At 55.9% G+C, this 18,695-nt stretch carries 16 protein-coding genes; 6 read left to right on the plus strand and 10 right to left on the minus strand.

Translation table 11 applies throughout. From position 1 onward, the window contains the following. Positions 1–141: 141 nt before the first annotated feature. Positions 142–1,431, minus strand: a complete 1,290-nt coding sequence (locus F0320_RS14565) for a carbohydrate porin (protein ID WP_407043999.1) — start codon at positions 1,429–1,431, stop codon at positions 142–144. Between the two features lie 358 nt (positions 1,432–1,789). Next, positions 1,790–2,722, minus strand: coding sequence for a tRNA dihydrouridine(16) synthase DusC (gene dusC, locus F0320_RS14570; RefSeq protein WP_126330782.1), 933 nt, complete (start codon positions 2,720–2,722; stop codon positions 1,790–1,792). Positions 2,723–2,889: 167 nt separating this feature from the next. Between dusC and F0320_RS14575 the strand changes: the two genes are divergently transcribed. From F0320_RS14575 to F0320_RS14595, 5 genes are all read left to right on the plus strand, one after another. Then, positions 2,890–3,285 carry a CidA/LrgA family protein gene (locus tag F0320_RS14575; protein ID WP_126330784.1) on the plus strand — a complete coding sequence of 132 codons (396 nt, stop codon included), beginning with the start codon at positions 2,890–2,892 and terminating at the stop codon, positions 3,283–3,285. After that, positions 3,282–3,977, plus strand: a complete 696-nt coding sequence (locus F0320_RS14580; RefSeq protein ID WP_126330786.1) for a CidB/LrgB family autolysis modulator — start codon at positions 3,282–3,284, stop codon at positions 3,975–3,977. Before F0320_RS14575 ends, F0320_RS14580 begins: the two co-directional genes overlap by 4 nt. A gap of 129 nt (positions 3,978–4,106) precedes the next feature. Next, positions 4,107–4,991, plus strand: coding sequence for a cytidine deaminase (cdd, locus tag F0320_RS14585; protein ID WP_126330788.1), 885 nt, complete (start codon positions 4,107–4,109; stop codon positions 4,989–4,991). A gap of 126 nt (positions 4,992–5,117) precedes the next feature. Then, the gene (gene sanA, locus F0320_RS14590; protein WP_008500918.1) at positions 5,118–5,834 is read left to right on the plus strand and encodes an outer membrane permeability protein SanA; all 717 of its coding nucleotides are present in this window, start codon (positions 5,118–5,120) and stop codon (positions 5,832–5,834) included. Positions 5,835–5,958: 124 nt separating this feature from the next. After that, the gene (locus tag F0320_RS14595; protein ID WP_126330828.1) at positions 5,959–7,347 is read left to right on the plus strand and encodes a glutamine synthetase family protein; all 1,389 of its coding nucleotides are present in this window, start codon (positions 5,959–5,961) and stop codon (positions 7,345–7,347) included. 50 nt (positions 7,348–7,397) lie between these two features. Here the strand turns inward: F0320_RS14595 and mglC are convergent, their stop codons facing one another. From mglC to F0320_RS14630, 7 genes are all read right to left on the minus strand, one after another. Then, a complete protein-coding gene (gene mglC, locus F0320_RS14600; protein ID WP_013097952.1) occupies positions 7,398–8,408 on the minus strand; it encodes a galactose/methyl galactoside ABC transporter permease MglC in 1,011 nt (336 codons plus the stop codon). 15 nt (positions 8,409–8,423) lie between these two features. Further along, positions 8,424–9,944, minus strand: a complete 1,521-nt coding sequence (mglA, locus tag F0320_RS14605; protein ID WP_023312467.1) for a galactose/methyl galactoside ABC transporter ATP-binding protein MglA — start codon at positions 9,942–9,944, stop codon at positions 8,424–8,426. Between the two features lie 79 nt (positions 9,945–10,023). Then, complete coding sequence (gene mglB / locus F0320_RS14610) at positions 10,024–11,022, minus strand: galactose/glucose ABC transporter substrate-binding protein MglB (RefSeq protein ID WP_024908164.1); 999 nt, start codon at positions 11,020–11,022, stop codon at positions 10,024–10,026. Positions 11,023–11,317: 295 nt separating this feature from the next. Beyond that, positions 11,318–12,340: an HTH-type transcriptional regulator GalS gene (gene galS / locus F0320_RS14615; RefSeq protein WP_126330790.1), complete on the minus strand. Its 1,023-nt coding sequence runs from the start codon at positions 12,338–12,340 to the stop codon at positions 11,318–11,320. A gap of 155 nt (positions 12,341–12,495) precedes the next feature. Then, positions 12,496–13,653, minus strand: a complete 1,158-nt coding sequence (gene yeiB / locus F0320_RS14620) for a DUF418 domain-containing protein YeiB (protein WP_126330792.1) — start codon at positions 13,651–13,653, stop codon at positions 12,496–12,498. A gap of 19 nt (positions 13,654–13,672) precedes the next feature. Continuing rightward, the gene (folE, locus tag F0320_RS14625) at positions 13,673–14,341 is read right to left on the minus strand and encodes a GTP cyclohydrolase I FolE (RefSeq protein WP_047652518.1); all 669 of its coding nucleotides are present in this window, start codon (positions 14,339–14,341) and stop codon (positions 13,673–13,675) included. A gap of 102 nt (positions 14,342–14,443) precedes the next feature. Next, positions 14,444–15,592 (minus strand): YbfB/YjiJ family MFS transporter, encoded by a 1,149-nt coding sequence (locus tag F0320_RS14630; RefSeq protein WP_126330794.1) that lies wholly within the window; start codon positions 15,590–15,592, stop codon positions 14,444–14,446. 138 nt (positions 15,593–15,730) lie between these two features. On the opposite strand from F0320_RS14630, the gene fghA reads away from it, so the two are divergent. After that, the gene (gene fghA / locus F0320_RS14635) at positions 15,731–16,558 is read left to right on the plus strand and encodes an S-formylglutathione hydrolase (protein WP_033146032.1); all 828 of its coding nucleotides are present in this window, start codon (positions 15,731–15,733) and stop codon (positions 16,556–16,558) included. Positions 16,559–16,667: 109 nt separating this feature from the next. Here fghA and cirA read toward each other — a convergent pair whose 3' ends face one another. Next, entirely contained in the window at positions 16,668–18,638 is a 1,971-nt protein-coding gene (gene cirA, locus F0320_RS14640; RefSeq protein WP_126330796.1) for a catecholate siderophore receptor CirA, read from the minus strand. Between the last annotated feature and the right edge of the window lie 57 nt (positions 18,639–18,695).

The raw sequence follows: 18,695 nt of genomic DNA on the forward strand, positions 1-18,695 counted from the left end.
CAAAAAAACCTGACCTCCGGCAGATGCCAGAAAATCAGGTTTTGCCTGCCTAAGCAGTAACAATCCAGTTATGGCACTCTATCAGTTTCATTCATAGCCTCAATGCATCACGCATCAGAAACGTGACGCGGATCGACATTGCTAGAACGTCACGACAGTTTTCAGCTCCGTCACCCAGGCATCCTGCGTCCGGGATACCCCGCCGGGATGGTGCCAGTACTGAATGCCCGGCTGCAGTTCAAGCCACGGCACGGGACGAAAACGGTAGTAAAACTCGCCGTTCAGGGAATGGCCCGGCACCGGATGATACGCCGGATTGGTGTAATCGCTAACGCCGCTCAGGCTGTTCAGGTAACGCTGATTGCGGGCGTACTGGCTGCTCATATCAATCCAGGTCAAGCCAAAGCCAATCCAGTCTTCCGGTCGCGCGTCAAACAGCCCGCGGTAGCGCAGCGAGGCGGCGTAAACCTGGTGCATGTAGTTGGTGCGCTGATCCGCAAGGCTCATGCTGAACGAGGTGCTCAACCCGCGATTCGGATCGTCCTGATGCTGCGTAAGCTGCTGGTTCAGCCCGGCGTACATGAACCAGGTCCGGCTGTGCGTATCGAATCCGTCCGGGTCCGTCGCGCCCGCCCCACCGGATTTGCCGCGATAGAGATCGGTTTGCGGCGCGTTGGTAAACACCACGCCCAGGTTGTACGCCCCCGGCAGGCCGTTAATCAGCGGACGCGCTTCGATTTCAACCGGCAGTAAAACCCCTTTGCTGCCCTTCGTCGACCAGCTCCACGCGTGGCTGCGGCTGGAGGCCTCCGGATTTTGCTCCATCACGCCGCCCTTCAGGGTTAGCGTCGGCGTTAATTTATACGCAAGCGTGGTGCCCCAGGTGTGAACGTTCCAGTTGTTCCACGTCAGCGAGTTGGCTGACTTCCCGCCGCACTGCGACAGCAGCTGGAAATCACAGGGGATGATTTGATCGAAGGTCTGCACCTTGTTCATCATCCCGATGCGCCAGGTCAGACGCCGGTCGTCAAAGCTGCGGGCAAAGGTCAGCCAGCCCAGACGGGTAATCGACTGCCCTCCCCAGCTCTCCTGGGTCAGGTCGTTAAAGTTAACGCGAGGGTCCTGCACGCGCTTGGTGGTGAGGTCGTCATTGTGGTTGCGGTTGACGATGTTCCCCTCGATACGCGCATCCGGGATACCGGTCCAGCGCTCCAGGTCCTGGTTGAAGGTCAGCGCGAACTGGTCAATATAGGCCACGTGGGAGTCGTGGTTATATCCGCCACCGCCGTTCCAGCCAATTTCATTCAGGTATCCGAGGTTATAGGTAAAACCGTTATCGTTAAGGATTTTACGTATGCCGAGCATTTCTCCCAGAACAGGCTCCGGGGGAGCTTCAAACCCTAATACCGTTCCGTTCCAGTCTTGCGCCATCGACAGCGGGGATATCGCCAATATGGCGAACGCAAAGAGTTTATTTTTATATGCCATGATAACAACCTGTGCTTGAGTATTTTGTGCGTAACCGGCCGCAGGAAATTTTCTATTCCCTGTCGAGATTTCATTTTTTTAAAATCAGTAAAAAGCGCTAAGCCAAATTTCTCTCCTGCGTAAACGAGAGGCAAAAAAAAACCTAAGCGCTCCACAGCGAAAATGCTGTGAAACGCTTAGGTTTTGCCTGTTAACCAGTAACAATCCTGCGTTGAAAACAGTGGCACCTTAACACCGTCGCGCCACGTTGAAAACCAGAACGGTTTTCTGATTTAAAAAAGTGTGAGCAATTTAACGCTTATTATTTTGACTGAATCACCCGGGCAATATCAGACGAAGTCTGCAATGTACGAATTTCCTGAAATAATCCCAGCGCTTCATCGTACTCTTTACGTAAATAACTCAGCCACTGCTTAATTCGCGCGACGTGATACAAACCGGTATCGCCCTGCTTTTCCAGTCGGCTGTATTTTTGCAGCAACGTGACGACGTCTGCCCACGGCATTCGCGGCTCGTTATATTTCACCACCCGGCTGAGGTTCGGCACATTCAGGGCGCCGCGACCGATCATTACCGCATCGCAGCCGGTGTCCTTCAGACAGGCCTGCGCGCTCTCGTAATCCCAGATTTCGCCGTTGGCGATGACCGGAATGGTGAGGCGCTTGCGGATCTCACCGATCGCCTGCCAGTTTATGCGCTCGGCTTTATAGCCATCCTCTTTGGTGCGGCCATGCACCACCAGCTCGGTGGCCCCGGCCTGCTGCACCGCATCGGCGATCTCGAACTGCCGCGCTTCGCTGTCCCAGCCCAGGCGCACCTTCACCGTCACCGGCAAATGCGAAGGCACGGCCTCACGCATCGCTTTCGCACCGCGGTAAATCAGCTCAGGATCTTTCAGCAAGGTCGCCCCGCCGCCGCTGCCGTTAACCAGCTTCGACGGACAACCGCAGTTGAGATCCACCCCGTAAGAGCCCAGCTCAACCGCGCGGGCGGCGTTTTCCGCCAGCCATTCGGGGTACTGGCCGAGCAGCTGAATACGCACCAGCGTGCCGGAAGAGGTCCGGCTCTGGTTGTGCAGCTCGGGGCACAGGCGGAAGAAGGATTTTACCGGCAACAGCATATCGACCACGCGCAGAAATTCCGTCACGCAGAGATCGTAATCGTTCACCTCGGTCAGAAGCTCGCGCACGAGGGAGTCGAGCACGCCTTCCATTGGGGCCAGTAAAACACGCATAGCAGTACCTGTGAAAAAAGACGCGCTATAGTATCTGCTCTGTATGTATGTGGAAAGCGCGACTTTCCATTCTGGAATGTCTGGTATGCTCAAATTTCATGATGTGATCCGTGGCACATTTTTGAGTTTAATTGTATGATGAATGCGTTTCAGCAAGGACTATCACCATGAGCAAATCATTGAACATTATCTGGCAATATCTGCGCGCATTCGTCCTGATTTACGCCTGCCTGTATGCCGGGATTTTCATCGCGTCGCTGCTGCCCATCGTCATTCCCGGCAGCATTATCGGCATGCTGATCCTCTTCGTTTTGCTGGCGCTGCAAATCCTGCCCGCAAAATGGGTCAATCCCGGCTGCTTCGTCCTTATTCGCTATATGGCGCTGCTTTTCGTGCCTATCGGCGTCGGGGTCATGCAGTATTTTGATTTGCTCAAGGCCCAGTTCGGCCCGATTGTGGTCTCCTGCGCGGTCAGTACGCTGGTGGTTTTCCTGGTGGTGAGCTGGAGTTCGCATATGGTGCATGGCGAACGTAACGTGGTCGGGGAGAAAACAAAAAAATGATGGCCAATATCTGGTGGTCGCTGCCGTTAACCCTGGTGGTATTCTTCGCCGCGCGCAAGCTTGCCGCACGTTTCAAAATGCCGTTGCTGAACCCGCTGCTGGTGGCAATGGTGGTGATTATTCCGTTCCTTCTGCTCACCGGCATTCCCTACGATCGCTACTTTGCCGGCAGCAAAATCTTAAACGACCTGCTGCAGCCTGCCGTTGTGGCGCTCGCCTTTCCTTTATATGAACAGCTGCACCAGATCCGCGCCCGCTGGAAATCCATCATTACCATCTGTTTTGTGGGCAGCCTCGTGGCGATGATCACCGGAACGTCGGTGGCGCTGTTGATGGGGGCCTCGCCGCAGATTGCCGCCTCTATCCTGCCTAAATCGGTGACCACGCCTATCGCGATGGCGGTTGGCGGCAGCCTCGGCGGTATTCCGGCCATCAGCGCGATGTGCGTCATTTTCGTCGGTATTCTCGGTGCGGTGTTTGGCCACACCCTGCTAAACGGGATGCGTATTCACACTAAAGCTGCCCGGGGACTGTCGATGGGGACAGCTTCCCACGCCCTGGGCACCGCCCGCTGCGCGGAGCTGGATTATCAGGAAGGGGCGTTTAGCTCGCTGGCGCTAGTGATCTGCGGGATTATCACCTCCCTGCTGGCCCCGTTCATTTTCCCGCTGATTCTGGCGGTGATGGGCTAAAATTTGCGATGCGTCGCGCAAATTTCATTTTGATTTCATAAGTTGCATACATAATGAGAAGTGGATCACATATAAAGCCCTAACGGCTCCGTAAACTACCGATCCATTAACCTTTATGAGGCAAACGCCATGCACCCACGTTTTCAAGCTGCTTTCGCCCAGCTTGCAGAGAATTTGCAGTCAGCCCTGGCTCCCGTTCTGGCAGATGCACACTTCCCCGCCCTGCTGACCGTGGAGCAGGTCACGATGCTGAAACAGGCAACGGGACTGGACGAAGACGCGCTGGCTTTCGCACTGCTTCCTCTGGCTGCCGCCTGCGCGCGGGCCGATCTCTCCCACTTTAACGTCGGGGCCATTGCGCGCGGCGTCAGCGGCACCTGGTACTTCGGCGGCAATATGGAGTTCCTGGGCGCAACCATGCAGCAAACCGTGCACGCCGAGCAGAGCGCCATCAGCCACGCCTGGCTGCGCGGTGAAAAAGCCCTGAGCGCGATTACCGTGAACTACACCCCCTGCGGGCACTGCCGTCAGTTTATGAACGAGCTGAACAGCGGGCTGCAGCTGCGCATCAATCTGCCAGGCCGCGCGCCGCACACGCTGGGCGATTACCTGCCTGACGCGTTTGGCCCGAAAGATCTGGAGATCAAAACGCTGCTGATGGACGATCAGGACCACGGTTACGCCCTGTCCGGCGATGACCTGAGCCAGGCAGCGATTCGCGCGACGAATAAAAGCCACACGCCATACAGCAAGTCCCCTAGCGGCGTGGCGCTGCAGTGCCGTGATGGCCGAATCTTCACCGGCAGCTATGCGGAAAACGCCGCGTTTAACCCAACGCTGCCGCCGCTGCAGGGCGCGCTTAACCTGCTGAGCCTGAACGGCTATGACTATCCGGACATTCAGCGCGCCATTCTGGCAGAAAAAGCCGATGCGCCGCTGATCCAGTGGGATGCCACCGCCGCGACGCTCAAAGCGTTAGGCTGCACGACGATTGACCGCGTACTGCTGGCGTAATCCTTCCGGCGGGCAGAAATGCCCGCCAGTTTGCTGAAAAACCCCTCAGTTGAGTCGCTGTTTCTTGCGCTAACCAGGCGGGTAAAGTAGCCTGAGTTAAATTTCATCCACGAACGAGCCATCTCCATGTTAAAGCGCGTTTTTTACAGCCTGTCTGTCCTGGTCGGCATACTGCTGTTGATCGTGCTCGGTCTCGACCGCTGGATGAGCTGGAAAACCGCCCCCTACATCTTTGATGACCTGCAGGACCTGCCCTATCGTCAGGTTGGCGTGGTGCTCGGCACCGCCAAGTATTACCGCACCGGGGTGATCAACCAATATTACCGTTACCGCATTCAGGGCGCGCTGAACGCCTACAACAGCGGCAAGGTGAACTACCTGCTGCTGAGCGGCGATAACGCGCTGCAAAGCTACAATGAACCGGTGACGATGCGGAAGGACCTGATTGCTGCGGGCGTGGATCCTGCCGATATCGTGCTCGATTACGCCGGGTTCCGCACCCTGGACTCGATCGTGCGCACGCGCAAAGTCTTCGACACCAACGACTTCATCATCATCACCCAGCGCTTCCACTGCGAGCGCGCGCTGTTTATCGCCCTGCATATGGGCATCCAGGCGCAGTGCTACGCGGTGCCGTCGCCGAAAGATATGCTGAGCGTGCGCGTCCGCGAGTTCGGCGCCCGCTTTGGTGCCCTGGCCGATCTGTATATCTTCAAACGCGAACCGCGCTTTTTAGGCCCGCTGGTGCCGATCCCGGCGATGCACGAAGTGCCGGAAGACGCGCAGGGTTACCCGGCCGTCACGCCCGAGCAGCTGCTGGATATGCAGAAAAAAGAGAAATAACAGGGCCGCCTTTATACTTTCTTTACGCCGGGCCTGACGCTTTTTACCTCCCCTTTACGTCGGCTCTTTTAAGCTGAGTTCACTGCCGCTACGGCTTCATTGAAGAATGACTATGAACTCAATAATGAATGCGTTTTTCCTCAAAAGTCTCCGTCCGTATTTTAACTTTCCCGGTTTATCACTTCCTGGCGCACTCAATTCCGGTCTCTGGCTTGATGAAAAAATTGACGCCCTGCAGCACAACATTGCAGTGGAAGTGGCAGATTATCTGGAACGTTACCCGCAGACGAAACATGTAGACGTTTACCTGAACGATATCAACGGCACGATGCGCGGCAAGCGTCTGTCGGTGGAGAGCATGCTGAGCCTGGAAAAAGGCTGTTATTTTCCCCTTTCGGTCTACTCGATGGATCAGAAAGGAAAAATCGCCGCCCCGCTTCACGATGAACCGGACCGACTCTGCGTTCCTGTCGCCGGCTCCCTGCGCCCCTGCCCGCAAGATCCGCAGCATAACGCGCAGATCCTGCTGACGATGAAAGACAGCGACGACACCCCCTGCCCGCTTGAGCCGCGCGTGATACTGCAGAGCGTGCTGGCCCGCTTCCACCAGCACGGCCTCTTCCCGGTGATTGCCCCGGAAATCGAGTTCTATCTGACGGGGCATGACGATCGGGATCCGCAAAATCAGGGCTGTTTTCACATGGATACCTCAACTGCCCATGCGGCCCTGTTTGACGAGCTGGAAAAGCTGGCGCACCTGCAGCGCATCCCGCTGTCCGGGATCGTGGCGGAAGCCGAGTCCGGTCAGTACGAATTAAACCTGAAGCACAGCCATCGCGTGGTTGAGGTCTGCGATAACGTGCTGGCGCTTCGTCGCCTGACCCGTTACGTTGCCGAAAAGCACGGCCTGCAGGCCAACTTTATGGCTAAACCTTTCAGCCAGCTGGCCGGCAGCGGTTTGCACTTCCATTTCAGCCTGAACAATCGTCACGGCGAAAACGTCTTTGCTTCCCCGGTGAATGCGCTTAACAGCATGATGCGTTTGTGCATTGCGGGGCAGCTGGCGCTGATGCCCGCCTCAGTCGCCATTCTTGCGCCGGGCGTCAACGCGTTTCGTCGCCTGCGTAAAAACCTGACGGAGCCCGTCTTTAACTCCTGGGGCTATAACACCCGCTCCGCCGCCCTGCGTATTCCCTGCTCGGATGATCACAACCGTCGTATCGAGTACCGGCTGGCCGGGGCGGACGCCAATCCGTATCTGGTGGCAGCCACGATCCTGACCGGCATGCTGTACGGGCTGGAAAACACCGACGAGCAGGATTTACCCGAACCGCAGCACGATCAACCCGAGCTGCCGCTGTTTCAGCAGGAGGCGATTGAGACCTTTGCCCGCTGTCAGTATCTCACCGACAGCCTGGGCGACGCCTTTTCCGAACAGTGGGTCGCCTGCAAGCTCTCTGAACTCGACTGGTTTGAGCGCATTGTGACCCGAGAGGAGTCGCATCTGGCGTAGGGCATAAAAAAAGCCCGCTCGATGAGCGGGCTGGGTATAGCGAGAGACGATTATTTCTTACGCGCGTACTTAAGTGAATCCAGCGCGACCGCGAAGATAATGATGGCGCCTTTGATGATGTACTGCCAGTACGGGTTCACGCCGATATAGGTCAAGCCGTAGTTGATGACGGTGAAGATGATCACACCGGTCACCACGCCCAGTACCGTACCCACGCCGCCGCTGAAGGAGACGCCGCCCACCACGCAGGCTGCGATCGCATCCAGCTCGTACATGAAGCCAAGGTTGTTGGTGGCAGAGCCGATACGGCCCGCTTCCAGCATCCCGCCGAAGGCGTAGAACACACCGGACAGCGCATAAATCATCAGCAGGTTCAGAGCAACGTTTACGCCGGAGACTTTCGCCGCTTCCGGGTTACCGCCGATGGCGAAGATGTTTTTACCAAAGCGCGTTTTGTTCCACAGGATCCAGACGAAGGCCACCGCAATCAGCGCATAGAAGGTGATATACGACAGGCGGAAGCTGCCCAGCGCGATGAACCCTTGCGTAAAGGTAGAGAAGCCACTGTCAAAACCCGAGATTGGGGAAGCACCGACAAAGTCGTAGTACAGGGAGTTGATACCGTAAACGATGATCATCGTACCCAGGGTGGTGATAAACGGCGTCACGTTCAGGTAGGCGATAATGATACCGTTGATCAGACCAATCACCGCACCGATGGCGCAGACAATCAGGATCACCACGAAAATCGGCATGGTGGCCATTTCCGGGAAGACCTTGTTGGCGTTTTCCATCGACTGCAGCAGGGTTGCCGCGATAACCGCCGCCAGCCCCACCTGACGACCGGCAGAAAGGTCCGTCCCCTGAGTCACGATCAGGCCCGCCACGCCCAGCGCAATGATAATACGCACGGAGGACTGGGTCAGAATGTTACTCAGGTTCAGCAGGCTTAAGAACGTAGGGTCCTGGAAAATGATGATAGCCAGCAGTACTAAAAGAACAACGTAAATACCGCCTTCTTTCAGGTAAGTGAGAAAACTTTTTTTATTTAACGCACTCATGAGGAGCCCCTGATCTTAAAGGTGCAAAGACGCAAGACGCAAAATTTCGTTTTGCGTTGTCGTTTTGGTGTCAACAATACCGGCAACGAGACCATTGCTCATAACCAGAATACGATCCGTGATCCCTAACAATTCCGGCATTTCGGAAGAAATAATAATGATCCCTTTATTCTTTTTCGCCAGCTCGGCAATCAGCTGATAAATTTCAAACTTCGCGCCGACGTCAATACCGCGGGTCGGTTCATCCAGCATCAGAATTTCTGGCTGGGTTAATAACCAGCGTCCGATAATGACTTTCTGCTGGTTACCGCCTGACAGCGAACCAATTTGGGTGCGGTGTCCTGGCGTTTTCACGCGCATGGAGTCAATAACCCATTGGGTATCGCTCTTCATGCGGGAGTTATCCAGCAGTCCGACTTTGTTTTTGTAATTGCGAATGTTAGAAATTAACGAGTTAAAGTTAATATCCAGATAGGCATAAATACCGGTCGAACGACGCTCTTCCGTCACCAGCGCAAAACCATTATTAATGGCTTCGTTGGCGTTGTGGTTGTTAATTTTCTTACCGTGCAGCGTAATAGTGCCTTCGGCTTTCTCACGGATACCGAACAGGGTTTCCACGATATCGGTACGTTTTGCGCCGACCAGACCGGCAATCCCCAGGATTTCGCCCTTATGCAGGTCGAAGGAGACATCGCGAATAGACGGCTGACGTAACGAGGTCAGATTGCGCACTTCCAGGATCACTTCGCCCGGCTTGTTTTCTTTGTCCGGGAAGCGCTGGTTCAGGGAACGACCCACCATCATGGCGATGATCTTGTCCATGTCCAGCCCTTCCAGCGGCTGCGTGGCAATCCACTGACCGTCGCGCAGAATGGTAATCTCATCGCACAGCTGGAAGATCTCTTCCATTTTGTGGGAAATATATACGATACCGCAGCCGCGATCTTTCAGCTTACGAATAATGGTAAAAAGGTGATTAACCTCTTTTTCCGTTAATGACGATGTCGGTTCGTCCATGATGACAATTTTCGCATCGTAGGAGAACGCTTTGGCGATTTCGATCATCTGCATCTGGGAGACGGATAATGTTCCCACGCGGGCGCGCGGATCGATATCAATATCCAGCTCGTCAAAAATCGCTTTGGTGTCGCGATACATTTTGTCCTGATCGACAAAGACACCCTTGGTTGGATAACGCCCCAACCACATGTTATCCATGACTGAACGCTGCAGCACCAGGTTTAATTCCTGGTGAACCATCGAGATACCGTTTTCCAGTGCTTCTTTCGCTGAATGGAAATCGATCTCTTTCCCCTGAAAAAGAATGCTGCCAGAATCTTTTTGATAGATCCCAAAAAGACATTTTAATAATGTTGATTTACCCGCACCGTTCTCCCCCATCAGGGCATGAATAGAGTGAGGACGAACTTTTAAATTAACATTATCGAGTGCCTTAACGCCGGGAAATGACTTGTTGATACCGCTCATTTCCAACAGGTATTCACCGGATGACTGAGTATTTGTGCTGACCATAATTATACCTTGTTGGCCTCGCATATCGCGTTATAAAAGGGCGCAACGAATTGCGCCCAGTGGAGACAGTACCGCTAACTTATTTGCCGATAAACTCAGCCAGGTTGGACTGGTCTACGCCCACGTAAGGTACGCGAACGATTTTGTTTTCAATTTTCCAGTTGGTGCCATCAGCCGCGCCTTTGCCATCGGCCAGGTTTTTCGCCAGATCGAAGGTCGCTTTCGCCTGGTTGTTGGCATCGTTCAGAACGGTACCGGCCATCGCACCGGATTTAACCAGCGCCAGCGCTTCTGGCAGTGCATCTACGCCGAACACAGGAATGGAGGATTTGTTGTGTGCTTTCAGCGCTTCTACCGCACCCATTGCCATCGCATCGTTGTTCGCGATAACCACTTCGATTTTGTTGGCGTTAGGGCCGGACAGCCACGCGTCCATCTTATCTTTCGCCTGAGCGGTATCCCACATCGCGGTATCTAACGCCAGCTGTTGGGTTTTCAGACCCTTATCGTTCAGCTCTTTGATAACGTAGGTGGTACGGGCTTCAGCATCCGGATGGCCTGGTTCGCCTTTCAGCAGCACGAACTGAATCTGACCGTCTTTGTTCAGATCCCAGTTCGGGTTCGCCGCCCAGTGTTTGGCGATCAGATCGCCCTGAATAATACCGGACTCTTTGGAGTCGGTACCGACGTAATACGCTTTGTCATAGCTATCCAGCGCCTTACGGGAAGGTTCTTTGTTGAAGAAGACGATTGGCACGTTCTGGCCGCGCGCTTTTTCAATAACCGTGCCTGCTGCAGCCGGGTCAACCAGGTTGATGGCCAGGGCTTTCACGCCTTTCGCCAGCAGAACGTCGATCTGGTCGTTCTGTTTGGACTGGTCGTTCTGGGAGTCGTTCATCAGCAGCTGAACGTCTGGCGCTGCTTTCGCATCTTTCTCAATCGCTTTACGCACAACAGACATGAAGTTGTCGTCGTATTTATAGATGGTCACACCAATACGGGTATCCGCAGCGTGCGCTGCTGCACCAAAAAGCATGCTTGCCATTACGGCAGACAGGGTCAACACCTTCTTATTCATGGTATCTCCGGTTTTTTTTATGCAGGGTAGTTCTTGTGAATAACGATCGGCGGGCAGGTGTTAATAAAACGTTACTGACAGCCGAAGTTCACTTATAAAATTTCTATCTTCCGTGTTCGGTAACGCTCCAGAAATGCGTTTTATTCGTTGTTTGCAGCACGTTGGCTATAGTGAAAGTGAATAATCACCGTTACATAGCGTTTCAGCTCCTAAAACGCTGACATCATAGTCAGCGCCTTGTTAAGATACTGTGAATTTACTCACAGATTGAAAACGGTTACATCAGCTCATGTAATCAGTTAGTGATCGGAACCACAATTTGCCGGGCCGCTACGGAGTGCCGACGCACTAAAGTCGGCATGAAACAGTGCGTTGCGCCCGGATCCAGTAGCCCTGCCGCCCCCTGTAACGCCAGCTCAGTCGCCAGTTTTGCCATAGAGGCAATGGGGTAGCGCACCGTTGTCAGCTGCGGGTCGGTGTAACGGGCAATCGGGATATCATCAAAACCAATGAGTGATAAATGCTGTGGCACCGCAATGCCGTTATCTTTCAGCGCCGTCAGGGCCCCTGCCGCCATGCTGTCGTTATAGGCAAACACCGCAGTAAGCTGCAGGTTGCGCCCCAGCAGCTCCACCATTGCCGCCTCGCCGCCCTGCATGTCCGGCGTGCCGGTGCCTGTCCAGCTTTCTGAGGGCGTAATGCCGTGATCTTTCAGGGCGTTTTGCCACCCCTCGCGCCGCAGGTCATCATCTTCAATATGATGGCTGGAGGCCAGATAACCGATCCGCTGATGCCCGTTGTTGATGAGCATTTTCGTCGCCATCATGGCGCCGCTGACGTTATCCAGGCCGACGCAGCGATGGGCATAGCCGGGGACAATGCGGTTGATCAGCACCATGCCCGGGATCTGATCCATAAAGCCGGTTAGCTCTTCATCGCTCAAGGCTTTTGAATGGACAATCAAGGCGTTACAGCGCTGGCGGATCAGCACTTCAATGGCATGGCGCTCCTTTTCCGCCTCATGATAGCTGTTGCCGATCAGGACATATTTCTGATGCTGCTGGGCGACCACGTCGACCGCTTTCACCAGCGCGCCGAAAAAGGCATCCGATACATCCATCACCACCACCCCGATGGTGTCGCTGACCTGCGTCGCAAGCGCCTGGGCATTGGCATTTGGCCGGTACCCGAGCTGGGTCACGGCTTTCATTACGGTTTCACGGGTTTCAGGGCTGACCAGCGCGCTATTGTTCAGCACGCGTGAGACTGTAGCCACAGAAACGCCCGCCTGACGGGCGACGTCACGAATGGTGATCATATTCACCATCCTTCAAAGGATTGCAGCAACTCACAGACACCCCCTGTGTTTAGCAAGGTGGCTATTTTGGCAGCGAGAGAAAGGGGACTACGTGAAGAAGCTCACACTCATGAAAACGCTTACATCCGTTTTGTTAATGATTGTGATCCAGATCGTTATCTGGATGTGTTTTTCAATGATACCCCTGAAGCACGTGCGGTTAACTGACGCCACACCCACTCCAGCGGTCCCTGGCGGAAATAGCGTAGCCAGAGCACAGAAAACGCCAGGTTTACTACCCAGACCGGAATAACAAACGCCAGCAGCGTGAGGCGGTCGAATTTCATAAACAGGCCAAAACGGTAGAAAAGCGTGGTGCAGAGAAGCGTTTGCAGGAGGTAATTGCTCAACGCCATGCGGCCCACGCAGGCGATAGCGCTGACGATCCACAGGCGGGAAAGCGTTGGCCAGAAGCCATAGATCAGCGCCGCGTAGCCGATGGTCTGGAACGGCGCGCTCAGTTCGCGCGGCACCTGGAGCAGGAACGCGCACCAGCGGTAATCCCAGTGGATGTGCCACTGCGTGATTATCGCCGGGAGGTTAATCAGCACGCCGATCAGCACCAGCCCGACACCCGTTCGTCGATAGTGATGCAGGCTGAACTCCCCTTTCAGCCAGCCGGTGCGCATCAGTGACGCGCCCATCAGCATCATACCCGCCAGCTGCCAGCCGTATTGCGCCCCCAGCGCAAGGAGGTTATCCCCCAGCATATCCGCGCGGTTGCTTATCGCTTCCGTACCGCCCTTCAGCTTCCAGTACTGTTCGTACTGCAGGTTAGCGGCATCCGGGATCCAGGAACGGTTCGTCGTCTCGCCGGAGATCATCCCCAGCAGCAGCAGGACCCCAAGCCCCATGACATAGAGCATCACGCCGGTGTTAAACAGGCTTTTTACGCTGTGCGCATCGCGAATCAGGCGCCAGCAGATGAGCCCGACTAACCCATACGCGAGAAGAATATCGCCGTCCCAGAAGAACAGGCCGTGGATAAAGCCGAGGAGAACCAGCAGCGTCAGGCGCGACTGGATCCAGCGCGTACCGCGTTTGAGAAGGAGTTGCAGACCTGCGCCAAACAGCAGGGCAAAGAGCGTGAGGAATTTAACCTGCGCGAAGAGATCGAGGACAGCCCAGGTCCAGGCATCGCTGAGGGTGATGTCGCCATACCAGGCAGGATTGAGATAAGCCGCCTTCGGCAAGCCGAAGGCGCTGATATTAAGCAGCAGGATACCGAGAATGGCGACGCCGCGAACAAAATCGAGCGTGACGTTTCGCTCCATGGTTCCTGCCCTGTAAGACTTAGTTGTGGTGACGTACGGCGCGCAGGAACTCCTGGCGGGTATTCTGGCTCGATTTAAACAGGCCGCCCAGCGACGTGGTGGTCGTTGCACTGGTTGCATCACGCACGCCGCGCGCCTTCACGCAGTAGTGAACCGCGTCGATAGAGACGGCCACGTTACTGGTACCCAGCAGCGTTTGCAGCGCGGTCAGGATCTGCTGCGTCAGACGCTCCTGCACCTGCGGACGCTGAGCAAAGAACTGCACGATGCGGTTGATTTTCGACAGGCCAATCACCGTATCTTTTGGAATATACGCCACGGTCGCTTTACCGTCGATGGTCACGAAGTGGTGTTCGCAGGTGCTGGTCAGCGTGATATCGCGTACCGTCACCATCTCGTCCACTTTCATCTTGTTTTCAATGACGGTAATTTTCGGGAAGTTGGCGTAATCCAGCCCGGAGAAAATTTCGTCGACGTACATTTTCGCGATGCGGTGCGGCGTCTCCATCAGACTGTCGTCACTCAGATCGAGATTCAGCAGCTCCATGATCTCGGTCATATGACCGGCAATCAGACGCTTGCGGGTTTCATTGTCCAAATCCTGTACGGGCGGACGCAGTGGCGTTTCAAGACCGCGCGCAACCAGGGCTTCGTGGACCAGGGCAGCTTCTTTACTGAGTGATGACATTTTGTTCTCCTGCAGGTGTGGCGTCTTTTGCCCTCGTTGTGGCAAAAGTATGCGCTCATTGTGCGTGAGGCGGCGCACATAATCCAGTATTCACGACGATAATTATTGCAATTGCTGTTGCCTTTCAGCGTGACGATTCCAGACCAGCGCTCCGCCGACGCACAGCGCAACGCCCGCCAGCCCCAGCGCGGGCTCCAGCCGGTGGGTAAGCCAGGTTGATAACGCCGAGGTGACCGGGCCAATCAATTGACCAATTGCATACCCCGTGGTGAGCAGGCCTGCCATATAGCGCGTGTGGTTTGGCGCCAGCTCGCGGCCGTATAAAAGAGAGAGCTGCACGGCACACAAAAAGCCGCCGCCCACCAGCAGCCCGCCCGTCAGCAAACCGCCAATCCCCGGCAGCAGCCAGGCCGCCAGCACGCCCGCCCCCTGTAACCACAGGACTATAGCCAGCCTGCGGTTAGCCGTTGAGGTGTGGCGTAAAAGAATACTGAGCGCAATCCCCACCACGGCGGCGAGACCAAAAATCGGCCAGACAAACTGGGCAAACAGGCTGCCGGGAAAACGCACCGCCGCCATTTGCGACAGGAATGTCGCCGGGAGGATATAGCCAAACCCGGCCAGGCTGTAGCTCCAGACCAGGCGCTTTAAATCCGCCGTCAGCACCAGCGGCTCCGGCGCGGTGCCGGGGCGATGGAGCTGCCCGGATCGCGGCAGGTAGCGCGCCACCAGCGCAATCAGCACCAGCGCCAGCACGCCGTAGATTTGCCATGCCGCACCGGCCGAAAGGGATTTCGCATGGATATAGACGGCGAGAAGCCCGCTCAGGGCAATGCCCGCCCCCGGTCCGGCAAACACGGCGGCGCTCAGGCCCGGTTTACCCAGCTGCCCCAGCCGTTCGTTGGTCCAGGCGGCAATGAGTACCATCGACCAGCCGCTCATGCAGCCAATCACGAAGCGCAGCAGGCCGTGCGCAACGGCGTTATCCGCCGCCGCGGAGAGCAGCGTCAGAGCAACCGCGCCGGTGATGCCAAGCCAGAGGCGCGTTTCAACAAAGCGGTGCGCGCGCATCGCATCCCATGCGCCCACCAGATAGCCCAGATAATTCATCGCCGCCACCAGACCCGCGCTGGTCAGCGTAAGCTGTCCGGCAGCAATCATCAGCGGCACCTGGGGCGTAAAGGCAAAGCGCCCTATCCCCATCGCCACCACCAGAACGACAAACCCACTGAGCGCAATACGCAGCGCCATGACCGCTCCAATTGTTAAAGAAAAGTAAATTTATGATGCAGCATCTCACCGTCTGGCGAAAGTGAAAGTTACTCACAGGTCAATGAAAAGGCTGTATTATGGTTTTTATGAATATGCATTATCATTAAGGAGCCCTGCATGGAACTGCTCGAAGAGCACCGTTGTTTTGAAGGTCGACAGCAGCGCTGGCGGCATGACTCCACCGTTCTGAACTGTGCGATGACGTTCAGCATTTTCCTGCCGCCGACGGAAAATCCACCGGTTCTGTTCTGGCTTTCAGGCCTGACCTGCAACGACGAAAACTTCACCACCAAAGCGGGCGCGCAGCGACTTGCCGCCGAGCTGGGTATTGCGCTGGTGATGCCTGATACCAGCCCGCGTGGCGATGATGTGGCCGACGATGCTGGATACGACCTCGGTAAAGGCGCCGGGTTTTATCTCAATGCGACCGAGCAGCCCTGGGCTGGCCACTACCGCATGTATGACTACATTCGCGACGAGCTACCCGCGCTGATTCAGTCCGGGTTTGCGGTAAGCGACCGCTGCGCCATCAGCGGACACTCCATGGGCGGACACGGGGCGCTGATCATGGCGCTAAAAAATCCGGGAAAATACGTCAGCGTGTCGGCATTTGCGCCAATTGTGAACCCAACGCAGGTGCCGTGGGGGCAGAAAGCCTTCACGAACTATCTGGGTGAAGATGAAGCGAAATGGCAGGAATGGGACAGCTGTGCGCTGATGCTGGCCAGCAGCTCGGCAAATGCGATCCCGATGCTTGTCGATCAGGGCGATGCGGATCAGTTCCTCGCCGGTCAGCTACAGCCTGCGGTGCTCGCCGAAGCGGCACGTCAGAAGGACTGGCCGCTGACGCTGCGCATCCAGCCGGGGTATGACCACAGCTATTACTTCATCGCGTCCTTTATTGAGGATCATCTCCGCTTCCATGCGGAGCATTTGTTTGGGTAAGTGCGGGTGCGTGCGCTCTGATGCCCTCACCCTGGCCCTCTCCCACTGAGAGAGGGAACAAACTAAAAACGGCAACTTACGTTGCCGTTTTGCTTTTACCCTGTCCGCATCAGAACTTGTAATCCACGCCCACAAAGTAGCGACGGCCGTCTTCCGTATAGCTGTAATCGTCGCGGCTCAGATCTTTGTCCAGCAAGTTCTGCACGCCCGCGCGCAGCTTCACGCTTTTCGTCGCCTGCCACGCGGCGCCGGTATTCCAGATGACATAGCCACCCGGCGTTGCTGCACTGCTGGTAAGCGCGCGTTTCTCGCCGGTGTAGTTGCCCTGAACGTAGAACGACCAGTCCTGCGTCGCCTTCCAGTCAACGGTTCCGTTTGCGGTGTGGAACGGCAGATCGGACAACGGCTTGTTGCCGCCGTTGCTGATATCGCGACCGTCGTTGTAGGTGTAGTTCAGGGTCAGCTTCCAGTCGTCCGCCAGCGGGAGCTTCAGCTCGGTCTCCACCCCGCGGATACGCGCCTTGTTAACGTTGTAGTAGCGGAAAATCGGTTCACCGTCCGCATTCAGTCCAACGTAGTTAGGGTAACCCTGGGCCTGTTTCGCATTGGCCGTACGGCTGATGCTGATGCGGTCATCCACGTTATTCTGGAAGGTGGTAACGCTGGCCTGCACGCCCTCTAACCAGCCCTCTTCCCCGCTGTAGTACAGACCGAATTCGAAGCTCTCGCTGGTTTCCGGTTTCAGATCCGGGTTACCGACAATCTCACAGGCACCGCGACACGAGCCGGTAACCCAGTCCGGGCTAAGCTGCAGCAGCGACGGCGCTTTAAACGCGGTAGCCCAGCCCCCTTTCACCGTTACGGTATCGGTCGCGTTGTAGACCAGATAGGCTCGCGGACTCCAGTGATCGCCGTAGGTATCATGGTCGTCCATACGGATGCCGGTGGTCAGCGCCAGAGGTTCAAAGAGACGCCACTCATCTTCAAGGAACAGGGCATACTGGCTTGTCGAGGTACTGCTGCTGGAACCGCCCGTCAGGTTGACCGGATCTTTCAGCTTATCGTGACGCCATTCGCCGCCGAAGGTCAGCAGCTGGTTGATTTCACCCAGCGGCAGCACGTATTTTCCGTCCACCGCGTTGCTCTCGGAGGTGATCGGATTGCTGTTTCCCGGGTTTTTGTTATCCACCTTTTCGCCGTAAACCTTCAGCTCGCTGTTGCCGACGCCCCAACGGCCGTTGTGGCTGAGTGAGTAGTTCTGACGCTCAAGGCGGTTTTTGTCGAGGGAATCCGAGTCACGATCCTGACGGTCGAAACCGTAGCCCGCCGTAAAGTCGTGGTTTTCAGACGGTGTCCAGGCGAACTCCACATTCGCATCGCGGCTGGTGAAGCCCTCAATGCGCGGCGTTTCACCGCTCGCCGTGGTGGAGGATTTCTGCTGACCGTCTTTCTCACGCTTCGCGAGGCTACCGTAGGCTTTCAGCCCCAGCAGGCCGTCCACCAGCGGACCGCTGGTATAGAACTGACCGTTGTAGGTGTCTCCACGATCGCGGTGCTCCTGAATCGTCGAATCGGCGCTCAGGGTGCCCGTCCATTTCTGGCCGATTTTTTTGGTGATAATGTTCACCACGCCGCCCAGCGCATCGGATCCGTAAAGAGAAGACATCGGTCCGCGTACCACTTCGATGCGTTCGATGGCGTCAACCGGCACCCAGTTGAGGTCGAAATCATTATGGCGGAATACCGCGTTACGCGAGTTAACGCGCTTGCCGTCGATCAGGATCAGCGTATAACTGCTGTCCAGTCCACGAATACTTACCCCTTTACGGTTGTCCCCTTCGCTCGTGAGCTGAACGCCCGGCACCTCCCGTAACACATCTTTCAGATTCTGAACGGGTTTGCGCTGCAAATCTTCCTGGGTAATCACGCTGATGCTTGCCGGCGCGTCTTTCAGGTTTTGCTCGGTCGCGGAGGCCGTGACGACCATTGTGTCGCCGGTTTCCGCTGCGATAACAGGCAGGGCCAGGGACATTGCGGACGCACAAAGTCCTCCCCTGACGAAGGGATTCAACCTAAACATTCCATATCTCCATGAGGTAAATACAACTAAATCAAATCATCATTGCTCACAGCGTCT

The sequence above is a fragment of the Enterobacter dykesii genome (assembly GCF_008364625.2).
Classification (GTDB): Bacteria; Pseudomonadota; Gammaproteobacteria; order Enterobacterales; family Enterobacteriaceae; genus Enterobacter; species Enterobacter dykesii.